This is a genomic window from Streptomyces sp. NPDC001513 (assembly GCF_042894695.1).
Taxonomy (GTDB): Bacteria; Actinomycetota; Actinomycetes; order Streptomycetales; family Streptomycetaceae; genus Streptomyces.
In genome coordinates this window covers 78,644-96,713 of sequence record NZ_JBIAVU010000020.1, presented here as the reverse complement: position 1 = coordinate 96,713, position 18,070 = coordinate 78,644, and the positions used below count along the sequence as shown (strand labels likewise).

The window sequence follows — 18,070 nt, the reverse complement described above, 5'->3', positions numbered from 1 at the left end:
ACCCCGCACGCCCCCGGAGGTCCTGTGTTTCCCGTTTCGTTCGCCCAGCGGCGGCTGTGGTTCCTCAACCAGCTCGGCGAGACCGGCGCCGCGTACAACTGCCCGCTCACCACCCGGCTGCGCGGTCCGCTGGACCCGCGGGCGCTAGCCGCGGCCCTCGGCGATCTGACCGGGCGGCACGAGGTGCTGCGGACGGTCTTCCCCGAGGTGGACGGCGAGCCCGTACAACAGATCACCGACCGGGCGCCGGAGCTGCCCGTCGTCCGCCTCGGCGAGGCGGAGCTCGCCGGCGCGCTGGCCGCCGAGGCCGGGCACGTCTTCGACCTCACCGACGAACTCCCGCTGCGGGCGCGCCTCTTCGCCCTGGGCGACGAGGAGTGGGTGCTGGCGCTGGTGATCCACCACATCGCCACCGACGGCTGGTCCTGGGGGCCGCTCCTGACCGACCTGGCCGCCGCCTACGCCGCCCGGTGCGCGGGCGGGGCGCCCGCCTTCGAGCCGCTGCCGGTGCAGTACCGGGACTACACGCTGTGGCAGCGCGAGCTGCTGGGCGCGGAGGACGACCCGGAGAGCCTGCTCGCAGAGCAACTGGCCTACTGGACGCGGGAACTGGCCGGATCCCCGGCCGAACTGGCCCTGCCCGCCGACCGGCCGCGCCCTGAGGTGGCGAGCTTCGCGGGCGGCTCCGTACCCGTCGAGCTGGACGCGGAGCTGCACGGACGGCTGCTGGAACTGGCCCGGCAGCACGGCTGCACCCTCTTCATGGTCCTCCAGGCCGGCCTGTCGGTGCTCCTGTCCCGCCTCGGGGCCGGCACCGACATCCCGATCGGCACCGTCGTCGCGGGCCGCACGGACGAGGCGCTGGACGACCTCGTCGGCTTCTTCGTCAACACGCTCGTCCTGCGCACCGACCTCTCCGGAGACCCGGCCTTCACCGAGCTCCTGGAGCGGGTGCGGGAGAGCGACCTCGCCGCCTTCGAGCACCAGGACGTGCCCTTCGAGCAGGTCGTCGAAGCGGTCAACCCCGAGCGGTCCCTCGCCCGCCACCCCCTCTTCCAGGTGATGATGACCCTGGACAGCGGCGAGGGCCCCGCCTTCGCCCTGCCCGGCCTGGAGTGCGCGGAGCAGTCCACCGCCTGGGACGTCGCCAAGTTCGACCTCACCGTCGACTTCCAGGAGCGGTGGGACTCGGGCGGCGCCCCGGCCGGGATCGGCGGAGCCCTGGAGTACGCGACGGACCTGTTCGACCGGGCCACCGCCGAGAACCTCGCGGCCGCCCTCACCCGGGTGCTGGAGCGCCTCGCCGCCGACCCCGCCGCCCCGGTCGGGCAGACCGACCCGCTCTCCGCCGAGCAGCGCGCGCTGGTCCTGTCCGGCTGGAACGACACGGCCGCGCCGGTTCCCGCGGGGACCCTGCCCGAGCTGTTCGAGGAGCGGGCCGCCCGCACCCCCGGCGCGACCGCCCTGGTCTTCCGGGACACCGCGCTGACCTTCGCCGAACTCGACGCCCGCGCCGACGCGCTGGCGCACCGGCTCGCCGGGCACGGGGTCGGCCCGGAGCACCTGGTGGCCCTGGCCCTGCCCCGGTCCGCCGACTCCGTCGTGGCGCTGCTCGCGGTGCTCAAGGCGGGCGCCGCCTTCGTCCCCGTCGACACGGACTACCCGGCCGAGCGGATCGCCCGGCTGCTGGGCACCACGACCACCGTCGTCACCGACGCCGCGACCGCCCCGGGGCTCCCGGACACCGGCGCCGTCCGCGTCCTCGTCGACGCGCCGGGCCCGGTCCCGGCGGGCGCCGCCGGTCCCGTCCCGGGCCGCCGGATCCTGCCCGGCAGCGCCGCGTACGTGATCCACACCTCGGGGTCGACCGGCGAGCCCAAGGGCGTCGTCATCGACCACGCGGGGCTGCGCAACCTGTACGCCTTCCACCGGGCCGGGGTCATCGCCCGCGCGGAGGAGCTGCACGGCGGGCGCCGGATGCGCATGGCGCTGACGGCCGCACTGTCCTTCGACACGTCGTGGGAGGGGCTGCTGTGGATGGTGGCCGGCCATGAGCTCCACCTCGTCGACGACGACACCCGCCGTGACGCGGCCGCGCTGGTCCGGCACATCGCCCGTGCCGGCATCGACGCCCTGGACGTCACCCCGACCTACGCCGAACAGCTCGTCGAGGAGGGCCTGCTGGACGATCCCGCGCACCGTCCCAAGGTGCTGCTGCTCGGCGGCGAGGCGGCGGGCGCGGCCCTGTGGACGCGGGTCCGGGCCGCCGACGGGATGCTCTGCCACAACCTGTACGGGCCCACCGAGTGCAGCGTCGACACCCTGTGGTGGGACGCCGCCCTCAGCGAGGAGCCGCTCGTGGGCCGCCCGCTCGCCAACACCCGGGCGTACGTCCTGGACGCCGGGCTGCGGCCCGTCGCCCCGGGCGTCCCGGGCGAGCTGTACCTGGCCGGACCGAGCCTGGCCCGCGGCTATCTGAACCGGCCCTCGCTGACCGCGGGCCGCTTCGTGGCCTGCCCGTTCGAGGACGGGGCCCGCATGTACCGCACGGGCGACCTCGTCCGCTGGGACCGCGAGGGCCGCATCGAGTACCTCGGCCGCGCCGACGACCAGGTCAAGATCCGCGGCTTCCGCATCGAACCCGGCGAGATCGAGGCCTGCCTGCGGGCCTGCCCGGAGGTGGCGCAGGCCGCGGTGCTCGCCCGGGACGGCGGGCCCGCCGGGAAGCGCCTCGTGGCGTACGTGGTGGCGGCCGCGGGCCGCAGGCCCGAGCCGGGCGCGCTGCGCGGGTGGCTCGCCGCACGGCTGCCGGACCACATGGTGCCCTCGGCCTTCGTGGTCCTGGAGGCCTTCCCGATGAACCGGAACGGCAAGCTGGACCGGGCGGCGCTGCCCGCGCCGGACTTCGGCGCGCTGCTCTCCTCCCGCGCCCCGCGCGGGCCCCGCGAGGAGCTCCTGGCGGAGCAGTTCGCACAGGTGCTGGGGCTGCCGTCGGTGGGCGCCGAGGACAGCTTCTTCGAGCTGGGCGGCCATTCGCTGCTCGCGACCCGGCTGCTCTCGCGGATCCGGGCCGTCCTGGGCCGCAACCTGGGCATCCGCCAGCTGTTCCGGCACCCCACGGTGGCCGGGCTGGCCGCCTGCCTGGCGCAGGGCTCCGCGGCCGGGGCGGCCCCCCGTCCGGCCCTGACCGCGGCGGCGGAGCGGCCCGAGGCCCCGCCGCTGTCGGCCGCCCAGCGCCGGCTGTGGTTCCTGAGCCGGGCAGGCCAGTCCGCGGGCTACCACTGCCCGTTCGCGCTGCGGCTGCGCGGCCCGCTGGACACGTCGGCGCTGGCCGCGGCCCTGGGCGACGTCACCGACCGGCACGAGGCCCTGCGCACGGTGTTCCCGGAGGCCGCGGGCGAGCCGTACCAGCGGGTGCTGCCCGCGGGGGGTGGCGTGCCCCTGGACCTGGTGGAGTGCGGTCCGGAGGGCGCCGCCGGGGCCCTCGACGCGCTGCTGGCCCGCCCGTTCGACCTGGCCGCGCGGCCCCCCGTACGGGCGGCGCTGCTCGCGGCCGGGCCCCAGGAGTGGGTACTGGCCCTGGTGGTCCACCACATCGCGCTCGACGGGTGGTCGTGGGGGCCGCTGTTCCGGGACCTGTCCGAGGCGTACGCCTCCCGGTGCGCGGGCGCCGCGCCCGGTTTCGAACCACTGCCGGTGCAGTACGCCGACTACACGCTGTGGCAGCGGGAGCTGCTCGGCGCGGAGGACGACCCCGCCAGCCCGGTCTCCCGCCAACTCGTCTTCTGGACCGACGCACTGGCCGGTGCGCCCGCCGAGCTGGGCCTGCCCTACGACCGGCCGCGCCCGGCGGTGGCGGACTTCGCGGGCGGCTCCGTCCCCGTCGGCCTGGACGCCGAGCTGCACGGCCGGCTGCTGGAGCTGGCCCGCAGGCACGGCTGCACCCTCTTCATGGTGGTGCAGGCGGCGCTGGCCGTGACCCTGTCCCGGCTCGGCGCGGGGACCGACGTACCGATCGGGACGCCCGTCGCGGGCCGTACGGACGAGGCCCTGGACGACCTCGTCGGCTTCTTCGTCAACACCCTCGTCCTGCGCACCGACGTGTCGGGCGATCCGACCTTCGCCGAACTCCTGGGCCGGGTCCGGGAGACCGACCTCGCGGCGTACGAACACCAGGACGTGCCCTTCGAGCGGGTCGTGGAGGCGGTCAACCCCGAGCGGTCCCTCGCCCGCCACCCCCTCTTCCAGGTGCTGCTCCAGGTGCAGGACGGCGAGGACGGGACGCTCGCGCTGACCGGCTTCGACGTCCGCCCCGAGCCGTTCCGCTTCGACGTCGCCCAGTTCGACCTGACGCTGGACGTCCAGGAGCACCGGGACGCCGAGGGCCGCCCCGCCGGGATCTCGGGCTTCCTGGAGTACGCGGCCGAGCTGTTCGACCACGCCACCGCGGAGGACCTCGCCGCGGCCCTGGTACGGATGGTCCGGCTGCTCGCGGCGGCGCCGGAACTGCCGGTCGGGGCCGCCGACCCGCTGACCGCCGCGGCCCGCCGGCGGGTGCTGGAGGAGTGGAACGACACCGCGCTGCCGGTGCCGGACGCCACCGTGCCCGAGCTGTTCGCGGCGCGTGCCGCCCGCACCCCGGACGCGACCGCGCTGGTGCACGGCGCCGAGCGGATCGGCTTCGCCGCCCTCGACGCCTGGTCCGACCGGCTCGCCCGGCGTCTCGTCCGGGACGGGGCGGGTCCGGAGCGGGTGGTGGCCATCGCCCTGCCGCGCTCCCCTGCGGCGGTGGCCGCGATCCTGGCCGTCCTCAAGGCCGGTGCGGCGTTCGTCCTGGTGGACACCGGATACCCGGCCGAGCGGATCGCGCACATGCTGGCCGATGCCACCCCGGCGCTGCTGGTCACGGACTCCGCGACCGCCCCGCTGCTGCCGCTCGCGCAGCCGGCACGGGTCCCGCTCGTCCTCACCGACGAGGCGGCCGACGAGGACACGGCCGCCGCCTCCGCGCCCGGTGCCGGCCCGCTGCCGCGGCCCCGGCCGGGCGACGCCGCGTACATCGTGTACACCTCGGGATCCACGGGCCGCCCCAAGGGCGTCGTCGTCGACCACGCCGCACTGCGCAACCTGTACGCCTTCCACCGCGCCCACACCATGGCCGAGGCGGAACGGACCGCTGCCGGAAGGCAGTTGCGAGTAGCGCTGGTGGCCTCGCTGTCCTTCGACGCCTCCTGGGACGCCCTGATGTGGATGGTGGCCGGGCACGAACTCCACCTGATCGGCGACGCCGTGCGCCGCGACTCCGCCGCCTTCGCCCGGCACGTCGCCGACGCCGCCCTCGACGTCGTCGACACCACCCCGACGCACGCCGAGCAGCTGATCGAGGAGGGCCTGCTCGACGCCCCGCCGCGGCTGCTGCTGATCGGCGGGGAGGCCGCGGGCGAGGGCCTGTGGAGCCGGCTGCGCGCCACGGAGGGAATGCTCGCCTACAACCTGTACGGACCCACCGAGTGCACGGTCGACGCCCTGTGGTGGGACACCGCGCGCAGCGAACGCCCGCTCATCGGCGGTCCCGTCGCCAACACCCGCGCCTACGTGCTCGACGCGGCGCTGAACCCGGTGGCGCCGGGGGTGTCCGGCGAGCTGTACCTGGCGGGTGCCGGGCTGGCGCGGGGCTACCTGCGTCGCCCGGGGACGACGGCGGAGCGGTTCGTGGCCTGCCCGTTCGAGGACGGCGCCCGCATGTACCGCACGGGCGACCTCGTCCGCCGGGACCGCGAGGGCCGCATCGACTACCTCGGCCGCGCCGACGACCAGGTCAAGATCCGCGGCTTCCGCGTCGAACCCGGCGAGATCGAGGCCGCGCTCGCGACGGCGTCCGGGGTGGACCGCGCCGCGGTGACCGTACGCGAGGACGGTCCCGGCGGTGCGAAGCGGCTGGTCGGGTACGTGGTCCCGGCCCCCGGCGGCGACGGCGGCACGGGCTCCGCGGTGGACGCGGCGGACTTGCGCGCCCATCTGGCGGGGACGCTCCCGGCGCACATGGTGCCGTCGGCGTTCGTCGTGCTCGACGCCTTCCCGCGGACCCCGAACGACAAGCTCGACCGGGCCGCGCTGCCCGCGCCGGAGCCCGCCGCGGCCGGGGACGGCCGTGCGCGCCGGGCGCCGCGCAGTCGGCGGGAGGAGGTCCTGGCGGGCCTGTTCGCCGAGGTGCTGGGGCTGCCCGCGGACGCCGTCGGCGCCGACGACGGCTTCTTCGACCTGGGCGGCCACTCCCTGCTGGCGGCCCGGCTGATGGCCCAGGTGCGCGAGGCGCTGGGCGAGGAGCTCGGCGTCCAGGACCTGTTCGCCGCGCCCACGGTCGCCGGGCTCGCCGCCCGCTCCGGCGGCGCGGTCCCCCGCGGGCACACGGACCCCCGCGGGGACGCGGACCCGCTGGCGCCGCTGGTCACGTTGCGCACGGGGGCGCCCGGCGCGCCCGCCCTGTTCTGCGTGCACCCGGGCGCGGGCACCGGCTGGGTGTACTGGGGGCTGCTGGAGCACCTGGACCCGCAGCAGCCCGTACACGCCCTGCAGTCGCGGGCGCTGAGCGAGCCGGGGGCACGGCCCGACAGCGTCGCGGAGATGGCCGCGGAGTACGCGGCGCGGATCCGCGCGGTGCAGCCACACGGCCCGTACCACCTGCTGGGCTGGTCCTTCGGGGCGGTGGTCGCGCACGAGGTGGCCGTGACGCTCCAGCAGGACGGCGAGGAGGTGGCCGGGCTCACCCTGCTGGACGGGTATCCGGCGGCCCCCGGCGAGACGGCGGCTCCGGCCCCGGACCCGCTGCGGGACCTGCTGGAATCGCTCGGCTATCCGCCGCGGGAGGAGTACGGCGCGGCCACAGGGGGTCCGCTGACCCTCGCCGAGCTGGTGGCGGCGGCCGCCGAGGAGGGCCCGCTGTCGGTCTTCGACGCGGAGACCGTCGCCGCCCTGGGCGAGGCCTACGTCCACCACGACCGACTGGCCGCCGCCCACCGTCCACGGGTGTTCCGCGGCGGGGTGACGCTGGCCGCCGCCGCCCACGAGCCGGACGCGCCCGGGCCGCGGGTGTGGGAGCCGTACGCCACCGGGCCGGTCACTCACCACGAAGTGCCCTGCGCGCACGGCGAAATGATGGCGCCCAAGGCCGCCGCCGAGATCGCCGCGCTGCTGGGCGAGGGCACGGTGGGCCGGTGAGCGCCGGTCGCGGCGCGCTGCGCCGCCGGGACTTCCGGCTGCTGTGGGCGGGCGAGTCCGTCAGCCAGTTCGGGAGCGCGGCCACCCGGGTGCTGCTGCCGCTGATCGCGGTGGAGACACTGGACGCGGGGCCCTTCACCATGGGGGTACTGAACGCCGCGGCCTGGGTGCCGTGGCTGCTGTTCGGGCTGCCCGTGGGAGCGTGGACCGACCGGATGCGCCGCCGGCCGGTGATGATCGTGTGCAACGCGGTGTCGGCACTGCTGATGCTGTCGCTGACCGCGACGGTCTGGCTGGAACTCCTGACGACCTCTCAACTCATCCTGGTGGCCGTCCTGGCGGGCACCGCCGACGTGTTCTTCCGGGCCGCCTACAGCGCGTACCTGCCGACCGTGCTGCCGCACGAGGAGCTCGCCGACGGCAACGCCCGTCTCCAGACCAGCGAATCGGTCGCGGAGGTCCTCGCACCGGGGGTGGGCGGCGCCCTGGCCCAGGCCGGGAGCGCGGCCGCCGGCTTCCTCGCCGACGGCCTGAGCTACCTGGTCTCGGCGGCGCTGCTCCTGCGGATCCGGACCCCCGAAGGCCCGCCGGGCGGCGAGGAACGAGCCGCTACGAAAAGATCCTTGGTCAAGGAGATCCGCGCGGGCGTGGCCTTCCTCACCCGCGACCCGTTCCTGCGGACGATCCTGCTGTGCGACGCCGCGATGAACCTGTTCCTGGCCGGCGCGCAGTCCCTGTCGATCCTGTTCCTGAGCCGGACGGTGGGCGCGCCGGGCGCGCTGATCGGTGTCCTGATCGCGCTGGCCGGGCTGGGCGGGGTCCTGGGCGCGGTGATCTCGCCGCGCCTGGCCCGCCGGTTCGGCACGGCCCGCGCGGTCCTGCTGTGCGCCTTCTGCGGGGGCCCGTTCGGGCTGCTGATCCCGCTCACCACGGACGGGGTGGGGCTGCTGGCCTTCCTCGTCGGGGAGTTCTGCCTGATGACCGGGGTGGTCGCCGGGAACGTCATCATCGTGAGCTTCCGGCAGGCGTACTGCCCGCCGGACATGCTGGGCCGGGTCGGCTCCACCATCCGCTTCGTGATGTACGGGACGATCCCCGTCGGCAGCCTCCTCGGCGGCGCCCTCGGCACCCTCCTCGGCGAACGCGACGCCCTGTGGCTCCTCTACGGCGGCAACGCACTGTGCGCCCTGCTCCTCCTGACGGGCCCCCTCCGCACCGGCCAGAACCTCCCGCCGGCCCCGGAGTCGACCAGGAAGTCGGACGAGGTCACCCCATAGCGGGTGCCGTTCATCCGGCCGGCTCTCGTGTTCAGCGGTCCGCGGCGCGTATGGGCACCGTGGCGGTGGAGGGGGCGGTGGCGGGTTCGGCCACGGCGGCAGCCACCAGGGCGGAGGTGGCGACCCAGCGGCCCTCGTAGGCAAGGGGTGTGAGGTGTTCCGGGGAGGGGTGGCGGCGTCGGACGCGGACGGTGAACGAGCCGTCCGTACGCAAGGCGATGTCGGCCTCGCCGAACTCCAGCGGCAGGCCGGTCCGCGGGAACCACGCTTTGTACACCGCCTCCTTGGCGCAGAACAGCACCCGGTCCCAGCAGACCTGCGGGACACGCGCGCTCAGCACGCGGTGCCTGGCCTGTTCGGCGGGCACCGCGATGGCCTCCAGCACATGCGCGGGAAGGGGCTGGTGGGGTTCGGCGTCGATCCCGAGGGCGGCGAAGTCGCCACGGCGCGCCACCGCGGCCGCCCGGTAGCCCTCGCAGTGCGTCATGCTGCCCACCACCCCCGCGGGCCATGAGGGAGCTCCGCGCGCACCCCGCAGCAGGGGGGCCGGCGGCCGTCCCAGCTCGGCCAGTGCCCGGCGGGCGCACAGGCGGGTCGTGGCGAACTCACGGCGGCGTCCGGGCGCGGCCCGCGCGATCGCCGCCGCCTCCTCAGGGAACAGGAAGGCGGCGGGATCGTCGGCGAACGCCTCGGAGACCGCCACACCGGCGGGCAGGATCTCGGCGATGACCACCGCTAGTCGAGGTCGAGCCGGTATCTGAGGTCCGCACGGACAGCCCGCATCCCTTCCTCCATGTTGAGGAAGGGGGACGACACGAGGTCCGCCCACACCCGGGACGTGACGGAGAAGTCCGTGCTCGCGCCGCCCGCCGGGTACTCGTGGAGGACGGGCACCGGCTGGTCGAAGAGGCGCTCGGCCACCTCCAGGAGCCCGTCGATCCGGAAGGACCGCCCACTGGCGAAGATCTTGCAGACGTACGGGTCCCTGCCCAGGGTGCGGGAACGCACGGCGTCCATCGTCGCGACGGCCATCCGTGCGCAGTCCCGCGCGTAGATGTAGTCGCGCGTCGTCCCCGGCGCGGCCCGCAGACGCAGGGGTTCTCCGGTCAGCTGTGCTCTGACGAGGGCGCTGACCAGGCCCTGGTTCTTGTCGAGGTTCTGTCCGGGACCGTAGAGGTTGGTGATCCGGCCGGCCACCACGGGCAGCCGCCATCGGCGCGACAGGGTCTCGGCCTCCTTCTCCACGGCGAGTTTGGCCTCGCCGTAGGCGTTCTGGGGAGCGGGGGTGGAGAACTCGGTGAAGGGCGCGTGTGCCGAGCCCGCGTACGCACCGCCCGCTGACGACGCGAAGAACAGGGCGCCGTCGGAAGGGGAAGGGCGGCCGGACCGTTCGAGTCCGTCGTGGATTCCCGTGAGCAGCCGGCCGACCTGGACGCGTTCCCGCTCGACCTGCTCGGCAGGGGTGTGGAACACGGCCAGGCCGGCGCACCAGTAGAGGTTCCAGCGGCCGGTTCGAGCGGCCAGCTCCCTTCCCAGTTCATACAGTCGGGCACAGGCGAGGGCGTGATCGTCCCAGGGGACGCGCACCCGTTCGCTCAGGCGGCCGCCCAGCGCGGCGCGGACGTGCCTCCCCAGCAGGCCTCCCCCGCCCACCACGACTTCGCTCGTCGTGACGGCCTGCTCGCCCGCTGCCGGGCCGTACTGTCTCGGCAGCAGAAGTACCTCGCTCTCGGGCGGATACGGAAGGACACGGCCCATCGTCCGACTTCCTTTCCTCTGGGGATCACGAGTGGAGGCGTCTTGTGCCGATCACGCGCACGGCGTGGAGTTGCCGACACCCCCTAGGAGCGGCGAACGAGCTCCGTCCCCCTGCACCGGGCGACGTTCACGACGTGCCCTCGTACGGGTGGCGGTTCGGGGTGGTGCTGCGATGCGGCTTCCGAGGACTGCTGCGTCGCGTCGCGCACGAGGTTCCACACCACTTCCTGCTGGCGCGTGTCCAGCACCCGGGTGACCATCCCCTCCCAGGCCACGCACAGTTCGATGAACTCCTGCTGGAGGTCGAGCCGCGCCGCGAGCTCGGCGGACCGGGTGAGGGTCCTCAGCACCACGTGCCCGTCGGGACTCGGCGAGGGGCTGACACGGCTGGAGCCCACGAGGCCGTTCGAGGCCTTGTAGTGGAGGATGGCGGCGCGGATGACGCGGCGCTGCTCGTCGAACGAGATCTTCTTCTGTGCTTCCAGGTGCGCCGCCTGCAGCAGCAGCGGATGCACCCGGTAGGCGCCGGCCCGTGTCCGCTGCAACAGCGCCCGGTCCGCGAAGCGCCGGCAGGCGAGCCGTACCAGGTCGATCGACAGGCCGAGCGCGGCCGCGACCGAGGTCTCGTCCAGATCGGGGCAGGGCAGGAGCGACAGCCGCAGGTAGCGGTCGTGGTCGAAGTCCTCCAGGGAGGTGAACGAGGTGATGAGCCGGCCGATCAGGCTGCGCCCGGGCACCTCCAGCTCGTTGAAGACGGAGGTGGCGGCGAGCCGGTCGCTGAGCTCCCGGAGGTCGAGGAAGTCGCGGGTCGAGATGCGCGCCGCCGCCAGGCGCAGGGCCAGCGGCAGGTTGGCGCACTGCTGGATCAGCGCCCGCGCATCCTGGGTGTCGAGGCTCTCGAAGCGCTGGTCGAGCATGCAGCTGAGCATTTCCAGGCACTCGTCCTCGTCCGGCACTTCGAGCGAGGTGTGATGAGCGCCGTCGATGCCGTTGAGGATGATGCGGGAGGTGATGATGCAGGCACTGTCGGGCGAGGGCGGTATGAGCGGTTCCACCTGCTCGATGTCGCGGGCGTCGTCCAGCACGACGAGCAGCCGCTGACCGGCCGTGATGGTCCGCCACTGGGCCAGCCGCCCTTCCTCCGACGAGGAGATCTCGTCGTCCGGGAGGCCCTTCTGTCGCAGAAGCACCCCGAGCGCGCTGGACACGCTGGACGCGCAGGACGACGAGAAGCCGTCCAGGGAGACGAAGTGCTGGCCGTCCGGATAGTGGCGGGCCAGCAGGTGCGCCAGCCGGACGGCGACGGCCGTCTTCCCGACTCCGCCCATTCCGTGAAGTGTCGCCACGGACGGGCAGTGGGGCCCCTCCCCCGAGAGCAGGGTGTGCAGTTCGTCGATCTCGCGTTCGCGTCCGCCGAAGTCCTGGAGATCCCGCGGCAGGCAGTTCGGCCCGACCGCGACGCCGGGCCGTGCCGGGCGGGGCGGCGGTACCGGACTCTCGTGGGCGTGCGTCCCGCCCGACGGCCGGCCGGCCGGGGCGGGTAAGGCGGTATCGGAGTGCGGGTGGACCGGCTGCCTGTGGATCTTCGACGCCACGCGCAGGATCGAGGTCAACTCGTCGGAGCGTCCCCGCTCCTGGAAGGCCTGCACCGTCTTGTTCACGAGCACCCGGTGCTGTTCGACCAGTTCGGAGATCCAGTGCTCCTGCCCGCGGGGCTCCGACCCCTCGCAGGGCCTCCCCCGCCAGAGCGCCAGCGCCGAATACGCCACCGACAGGTCCTCGTCGCTCGCGAAGGCACTCGACATCGCCTGGTCGTAGAGCCGGCAGAACTCGGAGACGTCGGAGTGCTCGGGCGTCAGCTTCAGCATGTAGCCCTCGTGGGACGTCGCCACCAGGTCCCATCCCTGGTCGAGGCTGAGCCTGAGCGCGGAAATCATCTTCCGCACCTGGTGGTGCGCGCTGGACGGACGTTTTCCCTTCCATGCGGCGTGGAGGAGTTCCTCCATGCTCACCGAATTCTCGGGATGGAGAGCGAGACACGAAACCACGGTCCGATATTTCTGTCCGGTCAGTCGCACAAGCGCGTCGTCGCACCGCACCCGGAGTGACCCCAGCACATCGAAACGTACTAAACCCATTGCATTTCCCCCGTGCTAACTATTCGACCCGGCCAAGGTCAATATTTATCGAAGAGCCGTCCGTGTGATCTTGACCATCAACCTCCTGACGCGCAGCGGGAAAGCCGGAGAAGGAAGGGGGAGCGGGATTCGAGAGGGACACCCGGGAGAAGAGGGCGTGAGAACATCTGCGGAATCAGTAACTGTTCACCCCTCAGCAACGATAACAGCACCTTACCGATCCATGTACTTATTTTTTCGTTCATGCAAACCTTTGACACGTTCTGCACACAACACAACCTCAGGAGCCTTCACCCTCACCCCCATTGAGAATCGTTGATGGCTCAACTGAGCAGCTCGACCACCTCACGCCGGACGGAATTCCACTGTTCGACCTCACGTCGATGACGCGGCATCGTGGTGACCACTTCGGCACCTCCGTCGCGAACCGATGGCAACCGGCGGGCCGCCATGGAAAGGGCCGTTCCAGGGCCGATCTCCACAAACGTGTGCGGACTGGAACCACAGTTGCCGACGATCGCCTTCCAGAAGAACACCTTTTCGGCCATCTGATGCGTCCAGAACCGAGCGGGCTCCGCATTCCGGTCGCTGACCTTTCGTGCCGAGTAGGCCGAGACCATCGGTAACCTCGCCGGCGACAGCTCCCGCTCGCGCCGCGCCAGGAAATCCTCGAACTCAAGGGCGGCCGGGGCCAGGAGCGGGGAGTGGAACGGCTCGGCCGCCGCGGCGCGCATGCACGGCACCCCCCGGGCGCCAAGGGCTCGCACCGTGTCCGGGAGGTCCTCCTCCGCACAGCTCACGACGCACTGGTTGTCCGCGTTCTCCGCCGCGACGACGGCCCGTCCGCCCAGGGCGTCGAGGTGCGCCTGTACCTGTGCCTCCGTGGCGCGGCAGGCGATCAAGCCGCCGCGGGGAGCCTCTTCGAGCAGCCGGGCCCGCTCCTTCAGGAGCGCACCGGCCAGTTCGAGGTCGAAGACGCCCGCGAGCGTGGCCGCCGCCAGTTCACCCACGCTGTGCCCGATCAGGGTCGTGTCGGCGCCCTTCAGGTCCTCCAGCCAGACCCTTCCGGCGGCGTAGCCGATCCCGAAGAGCAGCGGCTGGGCGAAGGCCCCCTGCTCGAGTTCCCGGGGAGAGCCGTGCCGCCACACCTGCCTGAGCCGCTGCGCCCCGGCGCCGAACGCGTCGAAGAAGTCGTCGAGTGCCCGCCGGAAACGGGGGTCGGCATCGTAGAGCGGGGCCCCCATCGCGCCGAACTGCGAACCCTGCCCGGGCAGCATCAGGACGACGGGTCCGGGCGAGTTGCCCGCCCCGTCGGACGCCCGCTCCCCCCGGGCAGCGGCCGGCGCTCGTCGCACCATGTGATTCACCGGTTCACCAGCCCGTCACGCCGGCCAGGAAGGACGGCAGGTCGTTGGCACGATAGGTCGGCACGCCGGGCAGCGATCTCCCGGCGAACCCCGAGAGGACCCTGCCCGGCCCCAGCTCCCAGGTCCGCGACACCGACAGCCGCTTGAGCTCGGCCATCACGTCGACCCAGCGCACCCGGTGCACCAGCTGACCGCCGAGCTGGCGCTTGATCTCCTCGCCGGACGCGTACAGTGCGGCGGTCGAACCGGAGATCAGGGGCACCCGGGGCGGCCGGAAGTCGAAGCGCTGCAGGTACTCCACGAAGTCCGCCGTCACGCTCCCCATCAGACTGGAGTGGGCCGGGCCGCCGATCCTCAGCACGGTCGCGCGGGCGTCCGTCATCGTCGTGACCCGCTCGACCAGCAGGTCGATGGCGGCGGTCTGGCCGGAGACCACGGCCTGGAGGGGCTCGTTGTGGTTGGCCACCTCGACGACCTCCCCGGTGTCGGACCGCACCCGCGCGCAGGCCCGCTCGACCTGCTCGATCGACAGTCCGAGGAGGGCCGCCATCTTCCCGTCCACCTGCTCCTGCACCTGCGCCATGAGCTCACCACGGCGATGGACGAGCTGGAGCACTTCCCTCCAGGTCAGCACACCGGCCGCCGCGAGAGCCGAGTACTCGCCCAGGCTGTGGCCCGCGACGACGTCCGGCTCCGCCCCCTTGGCCCGCGCGGCGACCAGGGCCGTGTAGCTGCACAGGAAGACGGCCGGCTGCGTGACCGGCATGTGCCGCAGCTCCTCGACAGGCCCTTCCTCGCAGAGGCGGGTCAGGGAGTACCCCAGGATCTCGTCCGCCTCCTGCCACAGCGGCTCGACCAGGCTCGGGTACTCCTCGCGCAGGTAGGAGCCCATACCGACCTTCTGGGTCCCCTGGCCGGGAAACAGGAACGCCTTCACCGCGCCACCTCGGCTTCGGGGTCGTCAAGAGGGCGCACCGCGTCATTCCAATCCTGCCGGGCCTCGTCGGGGGCCGTCGGGTACCAGTGGTGATCGGGCCTGATCCAGGCCTCCACCCGGGTGCCGCCGTCGGTCACGGACCCCCGTCGGACGCGGGTCGTGCGGCGGGCGGCCCCGGCCTCGCGAAGCTGGGCCGGGCCGAGACGGCGGCGGATCCCGCCGGTGGCCGTCGGATAGCACACGTCGACACCCGACAGGGAGTCGGCGATCTTCTGCCGGTAGGCCTCGTCGCCGTGCAGGCGCTCGGCCACACGCGCCTTGTGCGCGGTGGCTGCCTCGTCGGTGTCGAACAGCAGGCGCGCCTGCGCGCGCAGTCTGCGCGTGAGCACGTCCAGCCAGGCGGCGCGTTCCTCCCCGTACTCCAGGAGCCCCTGCGGGTCCCCGTCCTCCAGATGCGCCAGGATCCGCCAGCCGAGTGCCTCGGCGTCCATCAGGGACGTGTTCAACGCCTGCCCTCCGATGGGGATGATGGGATGCGCCGCGTCACCGCACAGCACGACACTGCCTTCGACCAGTCGGTGCGCGACGCTCGTGTCGTCGCTGAACGTCCGCAGCCACGAAGGCTCGGCCGGCAGCGCCTCGCCGGTGGCGGCGTGCCAGGCCGCGCGGAGGTCCTCCGCCGTGCGCGGCCGGCCCACGGGCCACCGCGGATCGTGGATCATCAGCCGCGTGACCTCGTCGCCGAGCGGGGCGGCGGTGACGGTGTAACGCCCCCGCCGCTCGAAGCGCCGTCCCGGCACGCGGCACCGGCGGAGGTCGGCCTGCACCAGGACGCGCGTGGCCGGGGCACCCTCGCAGGCGATGCCGAGCAGCGCACGGACCGTGCTCTGCTGTCCGTCCGTCGCGACCAGCAGCGCCGCGCCGAAGGTCCGGCCGGTCCGGGTGCGTACCAGACGATGTCGGCCCTGCCCGTCGACGGACTCCACGTGTTCCCCGTACAGCAGCCGCGCGCCGTGGCGCCCGGCCCAGCCGCTCAGTGTCCGTACGAGTTCGGGCTGCGGGCACCGCCAAACGCCGGCCCGGTCGGACTCGACGTGCGAGAGGTCCACGGGCAGGCCGCCATAGTGGCCGTGGGTGCTGTGGGGCAGCTCAGGTGCGAACTCCACTCCGTGGGAGTCGAAGATCTCCATGGCGCGGGCGTGCAGGGTCGAGGCGCGGATCTGCGGGTCCGGCGCGCCGCGTGATTCCAGTACGGTGACGCGCGCGCCCGCCCCGGCGAGGATCCCCGCCAGGAGCAGGCCGCTGGGCCCGGCGCCGACGACGACGACGTCGGAGGCCTCGGGCGCGGTCACGTTCCCGCTCGCCGCTGCGGGGCGGCGGCATCGGCCCAGCGGACCGCTGCTTCGAGGGTCCGCAGGCTGTTGTTCCCCAGGTTCCGCCGGGCGAGTTCCTTGGCGTCCACGACGGTCGCGTCCGGGCCGAGGACCTTCTGCACCGCTTCGGGGTTGATCGCCACCGTGTGCTTCGAGGTGACCTTCCAGCTCTCGCCGGACGGGGAGATGGTCCACTCGCCGGTGTGCAGCTCCAGCAGCGCCGGCAGCGTCACCTGCTTGTACAGCAGCCTGGCCGGGCTCTGGGACACCCGGTAGGACTCCGTGACGTGGCTGTCGCCGTCCGGGGTCCTCGTCCGCATCCGGAGCAGCTGCAGTCCGTCGGAGAACTCCTTCATCTCTGCCTCGACGACGTGGTCCAGCCGTCCGGACCACAGTTCGCCCCGGTCCAGGAAGGAGAACAGCAGGACGGGGTCGGCCGTCGTCTCCACCGAGTCCGCGAAGGTGAAGGCGCTCAGCTCGCTGTCCGCATCCCGTTCGAGGGCGGCCTTCAGCGCCGCGAGTTCCTTGGTGCTGTTGGTGTCCACGGCCTTGGCTATCCAGGCGAGCGCCTCCTCGGAGTCGGCCTCCGCGCGGTAGGTGTGCGTGAGCCGGACGGAGCAGCTGTCCTCGGTCAGGGGCAGGACCGTCCACTCGCCCGACATCTCCGCGACGGGCGGCGCGGTGATCGTCTGCGCGAAGCGGATGGTGCGTGCGACGGGGTCGAGGTGACGCTCGGACACCCAGGACTTGGGTTCCCCGTTGGCGACGGCCCACAGCTGGATCGTCTGCTTGTTCCCCTCCCGGGCCAGTTCCGTGCTGTGGATGGTCGGTTCGAACATCTGGGACCACTGCCCGACGCTCTCCAGGCGGCGGTACACCTCGTCGGCGCTGTTGCTGATCGTGGTGGTGTGCACGTCGACGCGAGGCCGGTCGGTCATGCGGATCATCTCCTAGAAATTTCCGAGGCCGCCGCACACGTTGAGTGCCTGGGCCGTGATCGAGGCGGCGCCTTCGGTGGTGAGGTACTCGACGAGGGAGGCGACCTCGTCGGGCGTGCTGTACCGGCCGAGCGGGATCTTCGCCTCGAAGGCGGACAGGACCTCCGCCTCCGTGGTCTCCCAGGCGTCGGCGTACGCGCGCCGCACCCGGGTGGCCATCGGCGTCTCCACGTATCCCGGGCAGACCGCGTTCATCGCGATGCCCTGGGGCGCGAGCTCCTTGCCCACGGCCTTGGTGAAGCCGACCACGCCGTGTTTGGAGGCGGAGTAGGGGGCGGCCAGCAGGACGCCCTGTTTGCCCGCGGTGGAGGCGATGTTGACGATGCGGCCGTGCTCGACCTCGTGGATGCCGCCCCGGGCCAGCACCTCGCGGGTGACGTAGAAGACGCTGTCGAGGTTGGTGCCGAGCACCTCCCGCCACAGCTCGTCGGTCAGCTCCGCCGTCTTGCCGCCGCCGTTCCTGCCGGCGTTGTTGACCAGGATCCCGATGGGCCCGCTCGCCTCCACGGCCCGGCCGACCAGCTCGCGCACCTGCCGGGGGTCGCTGACGTCGGCGCTCAACGTATGGACGGTCACACCGAGTTCGGCCAGTTCCTTGGCGGCGGACCGGAGCTTCTCGGGGTCCCTGCCGCAGATCGACACGGTGTGCCCGGCCTTCCCGAGGCGGTGCGCGACGGCCTTGCCGATGCCGCTCGACCCGCCGGTGACGAGGGCGTGACGCAGGGCCGTCATGATGCCGCCCCCGCCCGGGTCTCGAGGGCCTGGTTGATCGCGTCCAGCAGCTGCTGGGGCGTGTCGAGTTCGTTGAACACCGAGTCGTCGATCTCGATGTTGTTCTCGCGTCCGAGGCGCAGGCCGGTCTCCAGGACGGCCAGGGAGTCGTAGCCGAGGTCGGCGAACGCCTTGGTCGGGAGGTCCCGGTCGAGGTCGACGCCCTCGTCGACTCCCGAGCCCTCCTGGAGGGCGCGCTTGAGGTCGTCCATGGTGACGCGTGCGGTCATGTC

Annotated in this window: 11 protein-coding genes; 2 read left to right on the top strand and 9 right to left on the bottom strand. The window is 73.0% G+C overall.

Features of this window, described 5'->3' with window-relative positions; translation table 11 throughout:
- The first annotated feature begins 24 nt into the window (after positions 1-24).
- Entirely contained in the window at positions 25-7,218 is a 7,194-nt protein-coding gene (locus ACFYZ4_RS35660; RefSeq protein WP_390785907.1) for an amino acid adenylation domain-containing protein, read from the top strand.
- Positions 7,215-8,495: an MFS transporter gene (locus ACFYZ4_RS35655; RefSeq protein ID WP_390785906.1), complete on the top strand. Its 1,281-nt coding sequence runs from the start codon at positions 7,215-7,217 to the stop codon at positions 8,493-8,495. The genes ACFYZ4_RS35660 and ACFYZ4_RS35655 overlap by 4 nt, the downstream gene beginning before the upstream one ends.
- Positions 8,496-8,526: 31 nt before the next feature.
- Here the strand turns inward: ACFYZ4_RS35655 and ACFYZ4_RS35650 are convergent, their stop codons facing one another.
- The 9 genes from ACFYZ4_RS35650 to ACFYZ4_RS35610 all read right to left on the bottom strand — a co-directional run bounded on the left by ACFYZ4_RS35650 (position 8,527) and on the right by ACFYZ4_RS35610 (position 18,067).
- Positions 8,527-9,228: a 4'-phosphopantetheinyl transferase gene (locus ACFYZ4_RS35650; protein WP_390785905.1), complete on the bottom strand. Its 702-nt coding sequence runs from the start codon at positions 9,226-9,228 to the stop codon at positions 8,527-8,529.
- Between the two features lie 2 nt (positions 9,229-9,230).
- Positions 9,231-10,253 (bottom strand): NAD-dependent epimerase/dehydratase family protein, encoded by a 1,023-nt coding sequence (locus tag ACFYZ4_RS35645; protein ID WP_384341706.1) that lies wholly within the window; start codon positions 10,251-10,253, stop codon positions 9,231-9,233.
- 83 nt (positions 10,254-10,336) lie between these two features.
- Entirely contained in the window at positions 10,337-12,190 is a 1,854-nt protein-coding gene (locus ACFYZ4_RS35640) for an NB-ARC domain-containing protein (protein ID WP_351289092.1), read from the bottom strand.
- 524 nt (positions 12,191-12,714) lie between these two features.
- Positions 12,715-13,668, bottom strand: coding sequence for an acyltransferase domain-containing protein (locus ACFYZ4_RS35635; protein WP_390785904.1), 954 nt, complete (start codon positions 13,666-13,668; stop codon positions 12,715-12,717).
- 94 nt (positions 13,669-13,762) lie between these two features.
- The gene (fabD, locus tag ACFYZ4_RS35630) at positions 13,763-14,695 is read right to left on the bottom strand and encodes an ACP S-malonyltransferase (RefSeq protein ID WP_351289088.1); all 933 of its coding nucleotides are present in this window, start codon (positions 14,693-14,695) and stop codon (positions 13,763-13,765) included.
- Positions 14,692-16,047, bottom strand: coding sequence for an FAD-dependent monooxygenase (locus tag ACFYZ4_RS35625; protein ID WP_390785903.1), 1,356 nt, complete (start codon positions 16,045-16,047; stop codon positions 14,692-14,694). The genes fabD and ACFYZ4_RS35625 overlap by 4 nt, the downstream gene beginning before the upstream one ends.
- Positions 16,044-17,006: an SRPBCC family protein gene (locus ACFYZ4_RS35620; RefSeq protein WP_390785902.1), complete on the bottom strand. Its 963-nt coding sequence runs from the start codon at positions 17,004-17,006 to the stop codon at positions 16,044-16,046. The genes ACFYZ4_RS35625 and ACFYZ4_RS35620 overlap by 4 nt, the downstream gene beginning before the upstream one ends.
- A 12-nt stretch (positions 17,007-17,018) precedes the next feature.
- Positions 17,019-17,798 carry an SDR family NAD(P)-dependent oxidoreductase gene (locus tag ACFYZ4_RS35615; protein WP_351289082.1) on the bottom strand — a complete coding sequence of 260 codons (780 nt, stop codon included), beginning with the start codon at positions 17,796-17,798 and terminating at the stop codon, positions 17,019-17,021.
- Positions 17,795-18,067 (bottom strand): acyl carrier protein, encoded by a 273-nt coding sequence (locus ACFYZ4_RS35610; RefSeq protein ID WP_390785901.1) that lies wholly within the window; start codon positions 18,065-18,067, stop codon positions 17,795-17,797. Before ACFYZ4_RS35610 ends, ACFYZ4_RS35615 begins: the two co-directional genes overlap by 4 nt.
- Positions 18,068-18,070 lie beyond the last annotated feature (3 nt).